The 18,075-nt window shown below is 63.0% G+C and carries 16 protein-coding genes; 11 read left to right on the top strand and 5 right to left on the bottom strand.

Annotated features, from left to right (window positions below; translation table 11 throughout):
• Window positions 1–76 precede the first annotated feature (76 nt).
• The 5 genes from glnT to RHIBR816_RS0114595 form a co-directional block, all read right to left on the bottom strand.
• On the bottom strand, window positions 77–1,384 hold the full coding sequence (glnT, locus tag RHIBR816_RS0114615) for a type III glutamate--ammonia ligase (protein WP_018237305.1): 1,308 nt from the start codon (window positions 1,382–1,384) through the stop codon (window positions 77–79).
• A 73-nt stretch (window positions 1,385–1,457) separates the two neighbouring features.
• Window positions 1,458–2,786, bottom strand: coding sequence for an FMN-binding glutamate synthase family protein (locus RHIBR816_RS0114610; protein WP_018237304.1), 1,329 nt, complete (start codon window positions 2,784–2,786; stop codon window positions 1,458–1,460).
• Between the two features lie 15 nt (window positions 2,787–2,801).
• Complete coding sequence (locus tag RHIBR816_RS0114605; RefSeq protein WP_018237303.1) at window positions 2,802–3,488, bottom strand: GXGXG domain-containing protein; 687 nt, start codon at window positions 3,486–3,488, stop codon at window positions 2,802–2,804.
• 38 nt (window positions 3,489–3,526) lie between these two features.
• A complete protein-coding gene (locus RHIBR816_RS0114600; protein ID WP_018237302.1) occupies window positions 3,527–4,432 on the bottom strand; it encodes a glutamine amidotransferase family protein in 906 nt (301 codons plus the stop codon).
• Between the two features lie 277 nt (window positions 4,433–4,709).
• Window positions 4,710–5,681: a GlxA family transcriptional regulator gene (locus tag RHIBR816_RS0114595; RefSeq protein WP_018237301.1), complete on the bottom strand. Its 972-nt coding sequence runs from the start codon at window positions 5,679–5,681 to the stop codon at window positions 4,710–4,712.
• 96 nt (window positions 5,682–5,777) lie between these two features.
• On the opposite strand from RHIBR816_RS0114595, the gene RHIBR816_RS0114590 reads away from it, so the two are divergent.
• From RHIBR816_RS0114590 to RHIBR816_RS0114540, 11 genes are all read left to right on the top strand, one after another.
• Window positions 5,778–7,028, top strand: a complete 1,251-nt coding sequence (locus RHIBR816_RS0114590; RefSeq protein WP_018237300.1) for a sarcosine oxidase subunit beta family protein — start codon at window positions 5,778–5,780, stop codon at window positions 7,026–7,028.
• Between the two features lie 25 nt (window positions 7,029–7,053).
• Complete coding sequence (locus tag RHIBR816_RS0114585; RefSeq protein ID WP_018237299.1) at window positions 7,054–7,332, top strand: sarcosine oxidase subunit delta; 279 nt, start codon at window positions 7,054–7,056, stop codon at window positions 7,330–7,332.
• Complete coding sequence (locus tag RHIBR816_RS0114580; RefSeq protein ID WP_018237298.1) at window positions 7,329–10,292, top strand: sarcosine oxidase subunit alpha; 2,964 nt, start codon at window positions 7,329–7,331, stop codon at window positions 10,290–10,292. The genes RHIBR816_RS0114585 and RHIBR816_RS0114580 overlap by 4 nt, the downstream gene beginning before the upstream one ends.
• Window positions 10,285–10,818 (top strand): sarcosine oxidase subunit gamma family protein, encoded by a 534-nt coding sequence (locus RHIBR816_RS0114575; protein WP_018237297.1) that lies wholly within the window; start codon window positions 10,285–10,287, stop codon window positions 10,816–10,818. The genes RHIBR816_RS0114580 and RHIBR816_RS0114575 overlap by 8 nt, the downstream gene beginning before the upstream one ends.
• A 433-nt stretch (window positions 10,819–11,251) precedes the next feature.
• Window positions 11,252–13,288 carry a methyl-accepting chemotaxis protein gene (locus tag RHIBR816_RS0114570; RefSeq protein ID WP_018237296.1) on the top strand — a complete coding sequence of 679 codons (2,037 nt, stop codon included), beginning with the start codon at window positions 11,252–11,254 and terminating at the stop codon, window positions 13,286–13,288.
• 282 nt (window positions 13,289–13,570) lie between these two features.
• Window positions 13,571–15,229, top strand: a complete 1,659-nt coding sequence (gene ccoN, locus RHIBR816_RS0114565; protein ID WP_018237295.1) for a cytochrome-c oxidase, cbb3-type subunit I — start codon at window positions 13,571–13,573, stop codon at window positions 15,227–15,229.
• A 4-nt stretch (window positions 15,230–15,233) separates the two neighbouring features.
• A complete protein-coding gene (ccoO, locus tag RHIBR816_RS0114560; RefSeq protein WP_018237294.1) occupies window positions 15,234–15,986 on the top strand; it encodes a cytochrome-c oxidase, cbb3-type subunit II in 753 nt (250 codons plus the stop codon).
• A 19-nt stretch (window positions 15,987–16,005) separates the two neighbouring features.
• A complete protein-coding gene (locus RHIBR816_RS0114555) occupies window positions 16,006–16,176 on the top strand; it encodes a CcoQ/FixQ family Cbb3-type cytochrome c oxidase assembly chaperone (protein ID WP_018237293.1) in 171 nt (56 codons plus the stop codon).
• Window positions 16,167–17,048 (top strand): cytochrome-c oxidase, cbb3-type subunit III, encoded by an 882-nt coding sequence (gene ccoP, locus RHIBR816_RS0114550; RefSeq protein WP_018237292.1) that lies wholly within the window; start codon window positions 16,167–16,169, stop codon window positions 17,046–17,048. Before RHIBR816_RS0114555 ends, ccoP begins: the two co-directional genes overlap by 10 nt.
• A complete protein-coding gene (locus RHIBR816_RS0114545; protein ID WP_018237291.1) occupies window positions 17,048–17,239 on the top strand; it encodes a hypothetical protein in 192 nt (63 codons plus the stop codon). Before ccoP ends, RHIBR816_RS0114545 begins: the two co-directional genes overlap by 1 nt.
• Window positions 17,240–17,267: 28 nt before the next feature.
• The gene (locus tag RHIBR816_RS0114540; RefSeq protein WP_018237290.1) at window positions 17,268–18,074 is read left to right on the top strand and encodes a DUF2189 domain-containing protein; all 807 of its coding nucleotides are present in this window, start codon (window positions 17,268–17,270) and stop codon (window positions 18,072–18,074) included.
• Window position 18,075 lies beyond the last annotated feature (1 nt).

The following is an 18,075-nucleotide window of genomic DNA, read 5'->3' as shown; positions in this document are numbered from 1 at the left end:
CACAAAGGACGCTGTAAGTCTTTGAATCTACGCATCGAGCTTTCCGAAAATCGGGTCCGATTTTCGGGCGGATGCGCTAGACGTCGAGTGTGGTTTGATGCTCCCACTCGGTGAACTGCGAGCAATAGGTGTTCCACTCGCCCTGCTTGAGTTTCAGATAGGCGTCGGAGAATTCTCTTCCCAAAGCCTCCTGCAGCTCCTCGTCCCTGCTGTATTCTCGCAGTGCATCGAGCAGGTTGAGCGGAAGCTTCGGCGCATCGGTCACCTTGTGGCCGTCCTTGTACATGTCGATGTCGTGGTGCGGGCCGGGATCGGCGTTGGAACGGATGCCCGAGAGCCCCGCAGCGATGATGATCGCCTGCAACAGGTAGGGATTGACCGCGCCGTCCGGCAGGCGCAGTTCGAAACGGCCGGGGCCGGGCACCCGCACCATATGGGTGCGGTTGTTGCCGGTCCAGGTCACCGAGTTCGGCGCCCAGGTCGCGCCGGAGATGGTGCGCGGCGCGTTGATGCGCTTGTAGGAATTGACCGTCGGATTGGTGATCGCCGCAAGCGCGCTCGCATGTTTCATGATGCCGCCCAGGAAGGTGCGCCCCTGCTCGGAAAGGCCGAACTCGGCCCTCTTGTCGGCAAAGGCGTTGATCTCGCCTTCCAGATCCCAGACCGAGATGTGGCAATGGCAGCCATTGCCGGTCAGACCCTTGAACGGCTTCGGCATGAAGGTCGCCCGGAGCCCGTGCTTCTCGGCGACGGATTTCACCATGAATTTGAAGAAGGAGTGCTTGTCGGCCGTCTTCAGCGCGTCGTCATATTCCCAGTTCATCTCGAACTGGCCGTTCGCGTCCTCGTGGTCGTTCTGGTAGGGCTTCCAGCCGAGCTCCAGCATGTAGTCGCAGATTTCGGCGATCACGTCGTAGCGGCGCATCACCGCCTGCTGGTCGTAGCACGGCTTTTCTGCCGTATCGAACGTGTCGGAAATCGTCGAACCATCCGGCGAGATCAGGAAGAATTCCGGCTCGACGCCGGTCTTGACGCGAAGCCCTTCCTTGGCGGCTTCGGTGATCAGCTTCTTCAGGACCACACGCGGCGCCTGCTCGACCGGCATATCGTCCATGAAGCAGTCGGCGGCGACCCAGGCAACATCCTTCTTCCAGGGAAGCTGAATGACCGAGGCAGCATCCGGCAATGCGAAAAGATCGGGATGGGCAGGTGTCAGATCGAGCCAGGTGGCAAAGCCGGCAAAGCCCGCGCCACCCTTCTGCATATCGGCGATCGCTTCCGCGGGAACCAGCTTTGCACGCTGTCCGCCGAAGAGATCGGTGTAGCTGATCATGAAATATTTGACGCCCTTGTCGCGAGCGAATGTAGAGAGATCCAGTGTCACGTTGTTCCCCTTTTGGATTCAAGACACTCAAATTCGAAACAGGCCGCACCCTCCCAAGTGCGACCTGTCGTAGTCAGAAACCACCCTTGCCCGGGTACCAGCTCGTTCCCGCGAGCGGCACCTGCGCCATCGCAGCAGCCTCCATCGTCAGTGCGCAGAGATCCTCCGGCTCCAGATTGTGTAGGTGGTTCTTGCCGCAGGCGCGCGCGATCGTTTGGGCTTCCAGCGTCATCACCTTCAGGTAGTTTGCGAGGCGCCGTCCGGCCGCGACCGGATCAACGCGTTGCATCAGTTCGGGATCCTGCGTCGTGATGCCGGCCGGGTCCTTGCCTTCGTGCCAGTCATCATAGGCGCCGGCCGTCGTGCCGAGCTTCCGGTACTCGTCCTCCCATTTCGGATCGTTGTCGCCGATCGCGACCAGCGCGGCCGTGCCGATCGCAACGGCGTCCGCTCCGAGCGCCAGTGCCTTCGCGGTATCGGCGCCCGAGCGGATGCCGCCCGAGACGATCAGCTGCACCTTGCGGTGCATACCGAGATCCTGGAGGGCCTGGACGGCAGGGCGAATGCAGGCGAGCGTCGGCATGCCGACATTCTCGATGAACACGTCCTGCGTTGCCGCCGTACCGCCCTGCATGCCGTCGAGCACGACGACATCGGCTCCGGCTTTCACCGCGAGCGCCGTGTCGTAATAGGGTCGCGCGCCGCCGACCTTCACATAGATCGGCTTTTCCCAGTCGGTGATCTCGCGCAGTTCCGTGATCTTGATCTCGAGATCATCGGGGCCGGTCCAGTCGGGATGGCGGCAGGCCGATCGCTGGTCGATGCCCTTCGGCAGGTTGCGCATGCTGGCGACGCGGTCGGAAATCTTCTGGCCGAGCAGCATGCCGCCCCCGCCGGGTTTCGCCCCCTGCCCGACAACCACCTCGATCGCGTCGGCGCGGCGGAGGTCCTTAGGATTCATGCCGTAGCGGGACGGCAGATACTGATAGACGAGCGTCTCGGAATGGCCGCGTTCCTCGTCGGTCATGCCGCCGTCGCCGGTGGTGGTCGAGGTACCCGAAATCGTCGCGCCGCGGCCAAGCGCTTCCTTGGCGGGGCCGGAGAGCGCACCGAAGCTCATGCCGGCGATGGTGATCGGAATTTTCAGATGGATCGGCTTTTTGGCGTAGCGCGTGCCGAGCACGACCGAGGTATCGCATTTCTCGCGGTAGCCTTCGAGCGGATAGCGGGAGATCGATGCGCCGAGGAAGAGAAGGTCGTCGAAATGCGGAACCTTGCGCTTGGTGCCGGCACCGCGGATGTCATAGATGCCGGTTGCGGCGGCACGGCGGATTTCCGCAAGCGTGTAGTCGTCGAAGGTCGCTGACTTGCGCGGCGGGGTAAAGGGGTTGTGATAGGTCATGATGGTCCCTCGCCTTTAGTACGCGTCGGCGTTGTCGATGTTGAAGTTGTAGAGCTTGCGCGCCGAGCCATAGCGCTTGAACTCCTCCGGCCGCACCTCCTTGAGGCCGGCCTTTTCCAGAAGCTCGGCGAGCTTCTGCAGGTGCTCCGGACGCATTTCCTTCTCGATGCAATCGGCGCCGAGGCTCTTGACGCTCCCGCGCACGAAGAGCTTCGCCTCATAGAGACTGTCACCCAACGCATCGCCGGCATCGCCGAGCACGACGAGATGGCCGGATTGGCCCATGAAGGCCGACATGTGGCCGATGCTGCCGTGGACGACGATATCGATCCCCTTCATCGAGATGCCGCAACGCGAAGCGGCATTGCCCTTGATGACGAGCAGGCCACCGCGTCCGGTGGCGCCGGCATATTGCGAGGCGTCGCCTTCGATGACGACCGTGCCGGACATCATGTTTTCGGCGACGCCCGGACCAGCCGAGCCGTGGACGGTGACCGTGCCGCCGTCATTCATGCCGGCGCAGTAGTAGCCGACGGACCCTTTCACATCGACGGTGACCGGCTGGTCGATGCCGACGGCAACGGCATGGCTGCCGCGCGGATTGACGACTTCGAAGTTCGTGTCATTCGTGCCCGGCGCGATCGCGTGCAGCGCGCTGTTCAACGCGCGCAGCGGCGTTGTGGCAAGATCGAAAACGCGCATCGTTTCCAGACTTTCTCGTTTTACGCTGGCGTCCATGGTTATGCAGCCTTCTCATGATCCCAGAAATAGACGGTGGCGGGCTCAGGCTCCCAGACGCGCGCATCTTCGATGCCCGGCAGGTTGACGAGTGCCCGGTATTCGGAACCGAAGGCGACATACTGATCCGTTTCGGCCATGACCGCCGGCTTGCAGGCGATCGGGTCGCGCACGACGCCGAAACCGGACTTGGTGCCGACCACGAATGTGAAGAAGCCGTCGAGATCGTCCAGCGCCGTCGTCAACGCCTCGCCGAGATCCTTGCCTTTGGCCATTTCCGCCGTCAGGTAGGCGGCAGCGACTTCCGAGTCGTTCTGCGTCTCGAAGGCCATGCCCTCGCGGATCAGGTCGCGGCGCAGATTGTTGTGGTTCGACAGTGAGCCATTGTGCACCAGGCATTGGTCCGACCCCGTCGAGAACGGGTGCGCGCCGAGCGTCGTGACCGCCGATTCCGTAGCCATGCGCGTGTGGCCGATGCCATGCGTACCGCTCATCGAGCGCACGTCGAAGCGCGCAACGACGTCCTTCGGCAGGCCGACCTCCTTGTAGATCTCGACACTGTCGCCGGAACCCATGATGCGCACATCCGGGCGAAGGGAGGCAAGCACGGAGCGAACATCCGCGAGCCTGGCCGCCGCAACCGCGATGATAGCGTGGGTGCTCTTCACGACGACGCGAGCCGGCAGACCTGCTTCAGCAAGGTCCCCTTCAAGGTTTGCGAAATCGACGGCAGGTTTCGCCGACTGGATCGTTACCTTCGCCCTGCCGTCAGTAGAGGGTCCATAGATGGCAATCCCGGCGGAGTCGGGGCCCCGATCAGTCATGGTAATCAGCATGTCCGAAAGCAGTTGGCCAAGCTGAGGCTCAAGCCTGCTGTCTTTCAGAAACAAACCAACAATGCCGCACATCGCGCAGTCCCTCCGTTCGTGCATGGAAAAATTGGTACCACGGCCCTTTTTGCCGATCAACTGCGAAGAATATTTTTTTCTTGTTAGGCAATAATGCCGATTGTGGAAACCCCACCCGGCGGCAAGCCAGCGCTCCCCCAAGCAGAGAACCCTGAGTGCTCGCAGCAGGAGATGAGAGAGATGCGACGCGTTGGCCTACGCTCGCGTGCAGTATCCGAAGGTCAGGTCGACGCCGTGCAATTGCGGGTCGCCGGTTATTGACCGAATGGAAAAGGGGTTATGCTCTGCCCCGGCGGCGCAGGCTTCCCGGCGTCTCAGCAAACAGGCGCTTGAAGGCGTTCGAAAAATGGGCGGGGCTGGAAAAGCCGGTGGCGTAGGCGATCTCCGGAATGGAGAGCGGGCTCTGTTGCAACAGCCGGCGGGCGTGGCGCAGCCGGATCTCGCGGTAGGTCTCAAGAAAGCCGACCCCGCGATGGTCCCTGAAAAGCCGGTCGAGATGCCGCGGGCTGATACCGGCCAGCCGCGCCATGCTGGTCCGGTCGAGCGGCCGCTCGATCGCCGTTTCCATCTTCTCGAGGACCGAAAGCAGGGCAGGATGATTGGTGCCGAAACGCTCGGCCGCCGAACCGCGCTGCGGCGCCGCCGGCTCGGCCACGGCCGCGTGCAGGTACCAGTCGCTGACCCGGCGGGCAAAATCGGCACCGAGCCGTTCGGCGATCATGGCATGCATCATGTCAAGCGGCGCCACCCCGCCGCCGCAGGTCGCTACCCCACTGTCGAGTACAAAGCGCGCGTGTCGCGGGTTGAGATGCGGAAAGGCCTCTTTGAGCGCAGGTGCGTGTTCCCAGTGAATTGTGAAGTCTCGGTTGTCGAGCAGACCCGCAGCGGCGAGCACGAAGGCCCCGCTGGATATGCCGCCGATCCGAACACCGAGACGCGATAGCCGCCGCAGCGTCGTGTGCGACGCAGAGGTGTCCGCCCAATCGGATGGCTCGCCGCCCGCGCAGACGAAGACGGTATGGCAGGTTTCCCCGTCGCTCTCCAAGCCCGCACAGCCGATCGATACGCCCGAGGATGACGTGATCGTTCCCTCCACCTGCGCCAGGGGGACGACCTGGTAGAGCATTCGGCCGGCGAGAAGATTGGCCGCACGCAGCGGCTCCGTCGCCGATGCGTAGCTCATCAGCGCGAAGTTACGAACCAGCAGAAAGCCAATCCTCTGAATGTTTTTGCTGTCGGAGGCTGCCATGGCCGATTTTTATATCCATTGGTCCTATGCTTACAAGTCGGATCGGCGTTTCCGGTGCTAGCTTGTCCTTCTAAGATTTCTTATGGGGCAGCATCCATGCGCTACTCGGCACTTTCCATCCTTCTCAATGGCCTGCGGGGAAACAGGAACTGGACGCCGGCCTGGCGCCAGCCGGAACCCAAATCCCACTACGACGTCATCATCGTCGGCGGCGGTGGCCATGGTCTTGCGACGGCCTATTACCTGGCGAAGGAATTCGGCATTACCAACGTCGCGGTTCTGGAGAAGAACTATATCGGCTCGGGCAACGTCGGCCGCAACACGACGATCATCCGCTCCAACTATCTGCTCCCCGGCAACAATCCGTTTTATGAGCTATCCATGAAGCTCTGGGAGGGGCTGGAACAGGATTTCAATTTCAACGCCATGGTCTCGCAGCGCGGCGTCCTGAACCTCTATCATTCCGATGCCCAGCGCGACGCCTATACGCGGCGCGGCAATGCGATGCGGCTGCATGGCGTCGATGCCGAACTCCTGGATCGGGAGGCGGTGCGCAAGATGGTACCTTTCCTCGACTTCGACAATGCCCGCTTTCCCATCCGGGGCGGGCTGTTGCAGCGGCGCGGCGGCACGGTCCGACACGATGCGGTCGCCTGGGGCTATGCCCGCGGCGCCGACAGCCGCGGCGTCGACATCATCCAAGGCTGTGAGGTGACCGGGATCCGTCGCGAAGACGGCCGCGTGACGGGCGTCGACACCAGCCGCGGCTTCATTGGTTGCAATACGCTGGCGCTGGCGGCGGCCGGCAATTCGTCTCAAGTGGCAGACATGGCCGGACTGAAGCTGCCGATCGAAAGCCATGTACTTCAGGCCTTCGTGTCGGAAGGCCTGAAGCCGTTCATCGACGGTGTGGTCACCTTCGGAGCCGGGCATTTCTACGTCTCGCAGTCGGACAAGGGCGGGCTCGTCTTCGGCGGCGACATCGACGGCTACAATTCCTATGCGCAGCGCGGCAATCTTGCGACCGTCGAACACGTCGCGGAAGCAGGCAAGGCGATGATCCCGGCGCTGTCGCGGGTCCGCGTGCTGCGTTCATGGGGCGGCATCATGGATATGTCGATGGATGGCTCGCCGATCATCGACCGGACGCCGATCGACAATCTCTATCTGAACGCGGGCTGGTGCTACGGCGGCTTCAAGGCGACGCCCGCCTCCGGCTTCTGCTTTGCGCATCTGATCGCCCGCGGCACCCCGCAGGAGACCGCCGCCGCCTTCCGGCTCGACCGTTTTGAGCGCGGCTACCTCATCGACGAAAAGGGCCAGGGCGCCCAGCCCAATCTTCACTGATTTCGCGACCAAGGAAATTCCGAAAATGGCAAGCCTCGTGCCCTGCCCCCATTGCGGGCAAAGACCAAAGGAAGAATTCACGATCAAGGGAGCAGCCCTGACGCGTCCAGCGGCGGGCGCGGAGGCTGCCGATTGGTTCGATTATGTCTACCTTCGCGACAATCCCCGCGGCGCCTATGAGGAATACTGGCACCACACGTCCGGTTGCCGCCGTTGGATCGTCGTCACGCGGGACACCGTGACGCATGACGTGGCTGCGAGCCGCGATGCGGCTGACCGCGCTCGATCGGAGGCGCGCACATGAGTTCCTATCGTTTGCCGAAGGGCGGTCTTGTCGATCGCGAGGCACCGCTTTCCTTCACCTTCGACGGCAGGCCGCTACGGGGCTTTGCCGGCGACACGCTCGCCTCGGCGCTGCTCGCCAACGGCCAGATGCTGGTTGGCCGCAGTTTCAAATATCACCGCCCGCGCGGCATCCTGACGGCAGGCGCCGCCGAGCCGAACGCGCTGGTGACCGTCGGCAGCGGCGGGCGCACGGAACCCAATACTCGCGCCACCATGCAGGAGCTCTACGAAGGTCTGGAGGCGCAGAGCCAGAACCGCTGGCCATCGCTCGATTTCGACATCGGCGCGCTGAACGGCCTTCTGTCGCCCTTTCTAGGTGCCGGCTTCTACTACAAGACCTTCATGTGGCCGGCGCCCCTATGGGAGAAGTTCTACGAGCCTTTCATCCGCAAGGCCGCCGGCCTTGGCAAGGCAAGCTACGAGGCGGATCCCGACTCCTATGAGAAGAGCTGGGCCCATTGCGACCTGCTCGTCATCGGCGCCGGGCCGACCGGCCTTGCCGCGGCCCTGACGGCAGGGCGCGCCGGTGCGCGGGTCATTCTCGTCGACGAGGGCGTGCAGCCTGGCGGTTCGCTGCTCTTCGATACGGCAATGATCGATGGCAAGGCCGCCGCCGATTTCGCCCGCGCTGCGAGCGCCGAACTGCAGTCGATGCCCAATGTTCGGCTGATGATGCGGACGACGGCCTTTGGTTGGTACGACGGCAACGTCTTCGGCGCGGTCGAGCGGGTGCAGAAGCATGTGCGCGACCCTGCGCCTCATCTCCCCGTCGAGCGGCTGTGGCGCATCGTCGCGAGGCACGCGCTGCTTGCGACCGGTGCGGAAGAGCGCCCGCTCGTCTTCGGCGGCAACGACCGTCCGGGCGTGATGATGGCAAGTGCGATGCGCGCCTATCTCAATCGATACCGCGTCGCGCCGGGTCGGGCAACCGCCATCTTTACCACCGACGACAGCGGCTACGCGCTTGCGCGCGATCTTGAAGCGGCCCACGTCGACGTGGTCGCCATCGTCGACAGCCGCTCGTCGGCCGGCGTCGACTACCGCGGCAAGGCACGCCTGATCCGTGAGGCGGTCGTTTGCGGCACGAAAGGTCGAAAGGCGATTTCAGCGATTGAAGTTCACCGCGGCGGGCGAACGGAGACCATCGCGGTCGATGCGCTTGCCATGGCGGGCGGCTTCAGCCCGATCATCCATCTCGCCTGTCACCGAGGCGGCAAGCCCGCTTGGTCGGCAGAAAAGGCCGCCTTCCTTGCCCCCGATGGCTTGAAAGGCCTCGACGTCGCCGGCGCCGCCGCAGCGACGACAGACCTCGCGGCCTGCCTCGCGGAAGGTGCTACACGGGCTAAAGCGATTGTCACGGAGTTCGGCTTGTCGTGCCCGCCCGTTGTCCTGCCGAAGGTCGAAGGAGACGAAGGGAGACACACCGCAAAGCCGCTGTGGTCGATCCCCGGTGTCAAGGGCAAGGCCTTCGTCGATTTTCAGAACGACGTGCATCTCAAGGATATCGGCCTTGCCGTGCGCGAAGGTTACAGCCATGTCGAACTGGCCAAGCGCTACACCACCAACGGCATGGCCACCGACCAGGGCAAACTTTCAAACGTCAATGCGATCGGGTTGATCGCCAAGGCGCGCGGCGTCTCGCCCGTCGAGGTCGGAACGACGACCTTCCGACCGTTCTATACGCCGGTGTCCTTCGGCGCGCTGACCGGCGCCCATACCGGCCATCATTTCCAGCCGGTTCGCAAGTCGCCGCTCCATGACTGGGCGAAGAAGCACGGCGCCGTCTTTGTTGAAACCGGTCTCTGGTATCGTTCTTCCTGGTTCCCTCGGACCGGGGAACGGACTTGGCGGGAAAGCGTCGACCGGGAAGTGCTGAACGTTCGAAAGAATGCCGGCCTTTGCGACGTCTCCATGCTCGGAAAAATCGAGATCTCGGGTCGCGACGCCGCCGAGTTCCTGAACCGGGTCTATTGCAACGCCTTCCTCAAGCTGCCCGTCGGGAGGGCGCGCTATGGCCTTATGCTGCGCGAAGACGGGATGATCTATGACGACGGCACGACGAGCCGGCTCGAGGAAAATCGCTTTTTCATGACGACGACGACGGCTTACGCGGCCGGCGTCATGAACCACCTCGAATTCTGCGCGCAGGCGCTCTGGCCGGAACTGGACGTGCGTCTCGCCTCGATCACCGACCAGTGGGCGCAGATGGCGATTGCCGGCCCGAAGGCACGCACGATCCTGCAGAGGATCGTCGACGAGGATATCTCCGACGCGGCCTTCCCCTTCCTCGCAGCAAAAGAAGTTTCTCTGTTCGGCGGCGCGCTTCACGGCTGCCTCTTCCGGATTTCCTTCTCGGGAGAGCTCGCCTACGAGCTAGCCGTCCCGGCCGGTTACGGCGTGAGCGTCGCAGATGCGCTGATGGACGCCGGAAAGGATCACGGCATCATGCCCTATGGAGTCGAGACGCTCAGCGTTCTGCGGATCGAGAAAGGCCATGTGACGCACAACGAGATCAACGGGACGGTCGTGCCGGCCGATCTCGGCTTCGGCAAAATGGTCTCGGCGACCAAGTCCGATTTCATCGGCAAGGCGATGCTCCAGCGCGAGGGTCTGGCGGCGTCCGACCGGCCGCAGCTGGTGGGCGTCATGCCGCTCGACCCGAGCCAATCATTCCGCAGCGGCGCGCATGTTCTCGCCACGGGAGCTGCTGCCACGCTCGAGAACGACCAGGGCTATGTGACGTCGAGTGCCTATTCGCCGCATCTCGGCTCGACCATAGGTCTGGCGCTGGTGAAGAACGGTTCCAGCCGTCACGGCGAAGAGGTGATGGTGTGGGACGGCCTTCATGGCGAGTCCAGCCCCGCGCGTCTGTGCAACCCGGTTTTCTTCGACCCGCAGAACCAGAGGCTCCATGTCTGATTTCCGCCCGATCCTTCGCCCGGCGCTTGCCACCAAAAAGGCGGTTGCCTCGGCTGCTCTCAAGCTCTCGCCACTGCCGGAAGGCACGATCCTACATGTGCTCGCCCGATCGGGAGAACAGGATATCGTGCCCTTGCTCGACAGCCTCGCCAAACCGGCCGCGCACGCGGTGCGCCCGGTTTCGCCCGGCCAGTGGTTCATCGTTCACGAAGAGCCGATGCACCACAAGGAGATGAAGAGCCTCTTTGCCGCTCTCGAACCGCGCGCCACCGGCGTCGATCAGAGCCACGGCCGCGTCCGCATCCGGATCGAGGGAAAGATGGCCTCCCGTGCGCTCTCGAAAGGAACCGCAGTCGACCTTGACCCGTCCGCTTTCCCGATCGGGCAATCCGCGGTGACGTTGATCGGCCATATTGCAGCCCACCTGACCCGCGTCGCCCCTGAAGCCTTCGAAATCATCGTGCTGCGCGGCTTTGCCGAAAGCCTTTGGGACGATCTGGCGCGAATGAGCCTGGAATATATTTGAACTCCAGGCGCAGGCCGGCGAGAAAACCGGACCTGCGGTGATAATCCTCGGCGACGCGTCGCATTCGCGGAATGCGCGCCCGTCGCGTCCATTACGCCGGTTTCCAGTGGACTTAGGGTCTTACCGTGCGTCCAGCCTGTCCTTCATCAGGAATTCCATAGCGATCTACTAAAAGATGCATTATATCAATTTTGCAATTAGCAATTATTAAACTTTTAACGTGCAACTTAGCGGCACTGCAATAACAACGATTTTGGCAAGTTCGTTATCGGCGATCTCATACAAGTATTCGCGCGTCTCTCAGCAATATCCCTGGGCCTTTATCGAGAGTTGTCACCCCTCGTTCCGGCGGAATGAATCTCGTCGGACCATTTCGTGTTCCCGGCGAACAGGACCATGACGCTTGCCTGTGCCTCGTACGGAAGACATCCATATGACTCCTGCACCTTTCTTTTCCCGCATCAGTGCAAAGCTTGGATTCATGTCGGGCATCGGCATCCTGATGGTGGCGGTGATGCTCATTTCGGGATGGTTTAACAGCCAGGCCATCACCGACGCGGCGGCCGACGAACGGAGGCACGCGACCGTCTCGCGCAACCTCGTGGATGCCAAGGCCTCGTTGCGCGGCATGCAGCTTGGCGTGCGCGACTTGCGCCTGGCAGCGTCGGCCGAAGACGCCCTGAAAGCGCTGCGTTATGTGACGGAGCGTCGAAACTCGCTCGAGGCCTACTTGGATGAGGCGATCGGCGCAATGGAGAATCGGGCAAGCAAGGATCGGACCCGGCGCATCGAGGATCTGATCGGCAACTGGTTTACAGTCCTGCCGGAACTCTCCGGAATCATCGACTCCAAGCTTCGCTCGGAGACCGCGGACGCAACTCTCCTCAAGAAGGAAAGAGAAGTACAGGCGGCTTTGCTCGCCGTCGCGGGTGAAATAACACAGCTTCTCGAAAAGGGCGTTGACGAAGCCAAGCTGGAATCCGCCGAAGCGGCTGCCGCCATGGACGCGACCGAAAGCCTGGCGCACCTGCTCGATCTCTGTATCGGCGCGGTCGTCACGATCACCTTGGTCGCTTTAGCTGTATTCGGCAACAGAGCCATTGCACGCCCGATCGCCCGCATCACCGCCAACATGAACGTGCTGGCGGGCGGCGATCTCAATGTCGCGGTGCCGTTCACCGAGCGGCGCGACGAGATCGGCGAGATGGCCCGGGCCGTCGAGGTGTTCAAGCAGAACGGCATCAAGGTGCGCGACATGAATGCGCAGGAAGCGGCGCTGCAGGCCAAAAGCGCCGACCTGCAGTCGAGCATCGGCGAGGTGGTGGCGGCGGCGGTCGCCGGCGATTTCACCCGGCGGATCAGCAAGTCCTATGACAATGTCGATCTCGACCGCTTCGCGGCGGGCGTCAACCAGCTCGTCACCTCCGTCGACCGCGGCGTCGCCGAGACCCGCCGCGTCGTCGCGGCGCTGGCCGAGGGCGACCTGACCGAGACGATGCGCGGCGAGTTCCAGGGTGCCTTCGGCGAGCTTCAGTCCAACGTCAACCAGACGATGACCAACCTCCGCTCGGTGCTGAGCGAAGTGCGCACCGCGATCGACACGATCAATGGCGGCGCCGGCGAGATGCGCATTGCCTCCGGCGACCTGTCGAAGCGCACCGAGCAGCAGGCCGCCTCGCTCGAAGAAACCTCCTCGGCGCTGGAGGAGATCACCGCGGCGGTGAAGAGCTCGACCGAGCGGGCGACGGAAGCCAGCCACATGGTCGACGAGGCGCGCAAGAGCACCGAGCAGTCGAGCGCCGTCGTCAAGGACGCGGTCTCGGCGATGGGCCGGATCGAGCAGGCCTCCGGCGAGATCGGCCAGATCATCAACGTCATCGACGAGATCGCCTTCCAGACCAACCTCTTGGCGCTCAATGCCGGCGTCGAGGCGGCCCGCGCCGGCGAGGCCGGCAAGGGCTTCGCCGTCGTCGCGCAAGAGGTGCGCGAGCTGGCGCAGCGCTCCGCCAATGCCGCCAAGGACATCAAGGCGCTGATCTCGCGCTCCGGCGAGGAGGTCCATTCCGGGGTGAAGCTGGTGACCGCCACCGGGCAGGCGCTGACGCTGATCGAGGGCCATGTGATCAAGGTCAACGAGCATGTCCATTCGATCGCCACTGCGGCGCGCGAGCAGTCGACCGGGCTGTCCGAGGTCTCGACCGCGGTCAACCAGATGGACCAGGTGACGCAGCAGAACGCGGCGATGGTCGAGGAGTCGACCGCGGCCACCAACCGGCTGGCCGACGAAGCGGCCAACCTGGCGCAGCTGATCGCCCGCTTCCGGCTCGAATCCGGTGCGGCGCCGCGTGTCGCCGGCCACGACAGCAAGCCGACCGCGTCTCCCGCCCGGGCCCTCGGCGGCCGGCTCGCCAAGGCCTTTGGCGGCCGGAGTGCAACCGCCGCCGCGGCCGCCGATTGGGAGGAGTTCTGAACCCGGCTCGATTGAGAAGTCCGCTCGAAACGTCGCCCGACACCACGCCGATTGTCTTGATCGGCGTGGTTCCGGGCCGACGCCGACATCGGTGTCCGACATCGCGATCAGGCCCGTGATCATCCGGGGCAGACTTGCGATAGTCGGCATCGAAACCCCATGCCCATGCACTGGTCCCGCGGCGGCGGAGCCCGATTACCAAAAAAAGCAACGAAGGCTTGAATTGTCGGCCTCGGGAAATAGATGCCCCTTTGTACTGCGTGCATGACGAGGGGACGTTTCATGGGCCAGTTGACAACCAGAGAGCAGGAACTTGCCGCAGGCATGCTGGTGGCCCTGGCAGTCATCGGTATCGCCATGGCGGCGGCCGGCCGATCGGATCCCCTGGGAATTCATGGCGCAATCGTCTTCCTCTACAGTGCCGCGCTGCTGATCTTCATCATCTCCAGGTCCTTCGGGCCGGAACCCGACCCGTCGCGCATCTCCCGCTATTACGACGACCCCATCAAGGTCGGTGTCGCATTCACCTTGTTCTGGGCGATTTTCGGCATGTTTTTCGGCGTCTGGGCCGCCGCCCAGCTCGCCTGGCCGAGCCTGAACTTCGATACCGCTTGGGCAAGCTTCGGGCGGATCAGGCCGGCCCATACGACCGGCGTCATTTTCGGCTTTGGCGGCAACGCCCTGATTTCGACCTCGTTCCACGTCGTCCAGCGAACTTCGCGCGCGCGTCTGGCGGATCAGATAAGCCCCTGGTTCGTGCTGTTCGGCTACAACCTCTTCTGCATCCTGGCCGTGACGGGCTATTTCATCGGGGTGACCCAATCCAAGGAATATGCGGAGGCGGAGTGGTACGCCGACATCTGGCTCGTCGTCGTCTGGGTGACTTATTTCCTCCTCTATATCCGGACGCTGGCACGCCGTCGGGAGCCTCACATCTACGTGGCCAACTGGTACTACATGGCCTTCATCGTGGTCGTGGCGATCCTGCACATCATCAATAACCTGACGATCCCGGTCTCGCTTGGCCACGCCAAGAGCTACACGATCTGGGCCGGCGTCCAGGACTCGATGGTGCAGTGGTGGTACGGGCACAATGCCGTTGCCTTCTTCCTGACGGCGGGCTTCCTCGCCATGCTCTATTACTATCTGCCGAAGCGGGCGGAGCGGCCGATCTTTTCCTACCGCCTGTCGATCCTCAGTTTCTGGGGCATAACGTTCTTCTACATGTGGGCCGGATCCCACCACCTTCACTATACGGCCCTGCCGCACTGGGTGCAGAACCTCGGCATGACGTTCTCGGTGATGCTCTTGGTTCCTTCCTGGGCATCGGCCGGCAACGCGCTGCTGACACTGAACGGCGCCTGGCACAAGGTACGCGACGACGCGACGCTGCGCTTCATCATGATGGCTGCGTTCTTCTACGGGCTTTCGACCTTCGAGGGATCATTCCTCGCGGTTCGTCCCGTGAACTCGCTGTCGCATTATACCGATTGGACGGTCGGCCATGTCCACGCCGGCGCCCTCGGCTGGGTCGCGTTTATTACCTACGGGTCCCTCTACACGCTGGTGCCGGCGATCTGGAAGCGCGAGAGGATGTATTCGGCGGCTCTGGTCGAGGTCCACTTCTGGCTCGCCTTCGCGGGCACGCTCATCTACGTCTTCGCGATGTGGAACTCGGGCATCATACAGGGGCTGATGTGGCGGACCTACACGGATGACGGCACGCTCGCCTATTCCTTCGTCGACTCCCTGCTTGCGATGTACCCCTATTATATCGCTCGCGCCTTTGGCGGCCTGCTGTTCCTGATCGGGGCGGTCGTTGCCACGTACAATATCTGGATGACCGTCCGGGAGGTCCCCGTCACGAGCGGCGAGCGGAAGGACGACCTCCCCCTCGCCGGACCGTTCCCGGAAGGCGCCGCCACCGGACCCGCGGAGTAGCAACATGCCCGAACTCGTGCATCGCAAGCTCGAACGGACCGCGATCGGTTTCGTGCTGGCGATCATCGTCGCGGCGAGTGTCGGCGGCATTGTCGAGATCGCGCCGCTCTTTACCATCGACGAGACCGTGGAGAACGTCGAGGACATGCGGCTCTATACGCCCCTGGAGCTTGCCGGCCGCAACGTCTACATCCGCGAGGGCTGCTATGCCTGCCACAGCCAGATGATCCGCACGCTGAGGGACGACGTCGAGCGTTATGGCCCCTTCTCACTCGCGGTCGAATCCCAATATGACCACCCGATGCTTTGGGGTTCGAAGCGGACCGGACCGGACCTCGCCAGGGTTGGCGGCAAATACTCCGATTTCTGGCACGTGGCCCATCTCACCAATCCGCGGGATGTCGTGCCGGAATCGAACATGCCGGCCTATGCATGGCTGGCGCGGACGCCGCTGCGCCTGGACGACCTCGGCTCCCATCTCCAGGCACAGCGCCGCGTCGGCGTCCCCTATACCGATGAAATGATCGAGAACGCGGCGCGCGACGCCTTTGGCCAGGCGGTGCCCGACAGCGAACAGGCGTCCGGCGTAACGGAACGCTATGGAGAGGAAACCCAGGTCAGCGCCTTCGACGGGGTGACGACGCGGGTCACCGAGATGGACGCACTCGTCGCCTACCTGCAGGTTCTCGGAAGGCTGACCAAGGCGGCGTACCAGAGCACCGCGGCCCCGGAACAAGTACCCGACCCGAACGATTGAGCGAGATCGGAAGAAGGTCATGGACCTGACGCATGAGACATTGGTGGAGGCGTCGAAGACCTGGGGGCTCTTCTACCTCATTGCGTTCTCTTTCTGCGTGCTCGTCTACACGTTCTGGCCTGCAAACCGGAAACGCTTCGATCGCGCCAAGAAGGGTATTTTCGACGAGGACGACGAGCCATGGACGTAGAGGAAGTCGACCCCGTCAGCGGCCGCAGGACAACGGGGCATGAGTGGAACGGCATCAAGGAACTCGACACTCCGGTTCCGCGCGGGGTGCTGCTCTTTCTGATCGCCACGCATCTCTTTGCCCTCCTCTGGTGGGTGCTGCTGCCGACATGGCCGCTCGGGGCCACCTACACGAAGGGCCTGCTCGGCATCGACGAGCGAAGCGTCGTGGAAGAGAAGCTGGCCGCGGCGGCAGCGGCCAGAGCCGTCTGGGAGAAAAAGATCGACACCCTGTCCTACGACCAGATAAGGGCGGACGAGCGGTTGATGGCGACGGTCAGGTCCACCGGTCATCAATTGTTCGGAGACAACTGTGCCGTTTGCCACGGTGTCGACGGCAAGGGCGGAAGCAACTATCCGGATCTGACCGACGACGATTGGCTCTGGGGCGGCGGCCCGGAGAATATCGCCCAGACCCTGAAGGTCGGCATCAACACCCGGCATCCCCAAACCCGTGTCGCGCAGATGCCGTCGTTCGGCCGTGACGAAATGCTCGATCGCAATCAGGTCCGTGACGTCGCCGGCTATGTCTACTCGCTCACCAATCCCGCATATTCCACGCCGGACAACATAGGCCGGATCGAGGCCGGCAGGGAAATATTCCTCACCACCTGCGCCGCGTGCCACGGCGAAGACGCCAAGGGCAAGCTCGACGTCGGCGCTCCGAACCTGACGGACGCCTATTGGGTCTACGGCGGCACGCTGCAGAGTATCATCGAGTCCGTCCATGGCGGACGCCAGGGCCATATGCCGACCTGGGACGAGAGGCTGAGCCCCGCGGAGATCAAGATACTCGCACTCTATGTCAACTCCCTGGGCGTCGAGAAGCCGTGATGAGAAAAATTGCCACAAAGTCGAACGGGTTGGCGCTGCCGTTCTGGATTCTGCTCGCGGTGGCGATCTTTCTCGGAGCCAACGCCCATTTGTTCTACGTCGCGATCCGAAGCGATCCCGGTTGCGTCGCTCACCTGAAGGACAGGGGATCGGCCCCGGGCGAATTCAGAGCCGCGAAATCATCCTGCTGACCGCTAGCAGCGGTCTTTGGAGAGGCGCATGAACGGGAACGGAAAGTTATCGAGGTGGGTCGGCGAGGTCTCGGGCATCGAGGAGACCTGGAACCCGAAGTGGCAACGGCACCTTCCGGCAAAGGCGCCTCTCGAGTGGCTCGCCAAAGGTTGGCGTGATCTGGTCACCCATCCGATGCTCAGCATCGCCTATGGCGTGGCCGTCTTCGCCGTTTCCTTCTTGCTCATATGGCTGCTGTTTGCCACCGGACGCGACTATTTCCTGTTCCCCGCCATGGCTGGCTTCATGATCATCGCGCCGCTTCTGGCCGCCGGCCTGTATCTGAAGAGCTCGCGCCTCGAGCAATCCGAGCCCGTCAGCCTCGGCAGCATGCTGCGCGTGAGGCCGATGGCCGGGGCGCAAGTGTTCTTTACCGGGCTTGTTCTCTGCATGCTCATGCTGCTCTGGATGCGTGCCGCTGTGATCATCTACGCTTTGTTTTTCGGCGTCCGGCCGTTTCCGGGTCTTGATCATGTCACCCAACTCCTCCTGACGACACCCACCGGATGGGCGATGCTCGCAGTCGGGATTTCGGTCGGGGCGCTGTTTGCCGGATTTTCCTTCGCCATCAGCGTGTTCTCGATTCCCATGCTGCTCGACCAACGTATCGATGCGTTCACGGCGATGGGAATGAGCATGGCATTGGTCTGGAACAACCTCCGGCCGACGCTCGTCTGGGGCGTGATCGTCCTGGCGCTGTTCCTTGTCAGCGTCACCACGGCGCTGATCGGGCTGATCGTGATCTTCCCGTTGCTCGGGCATGCCACCTGGCATGCCTACAAGGCGGTGCGCTAGC

Source organism: Ensifer sp. BR816, from assembly GCF_000378985.1.
Classification (GTDB): Bacteria; Pseudomonadota; Alphaproteobacteria; order Rhizobiales; family Rhizobiaceae; genus Sinorhizobium.
This window is presented reverse-complemented; position numbering and strand designations above follow the sequence as displayed.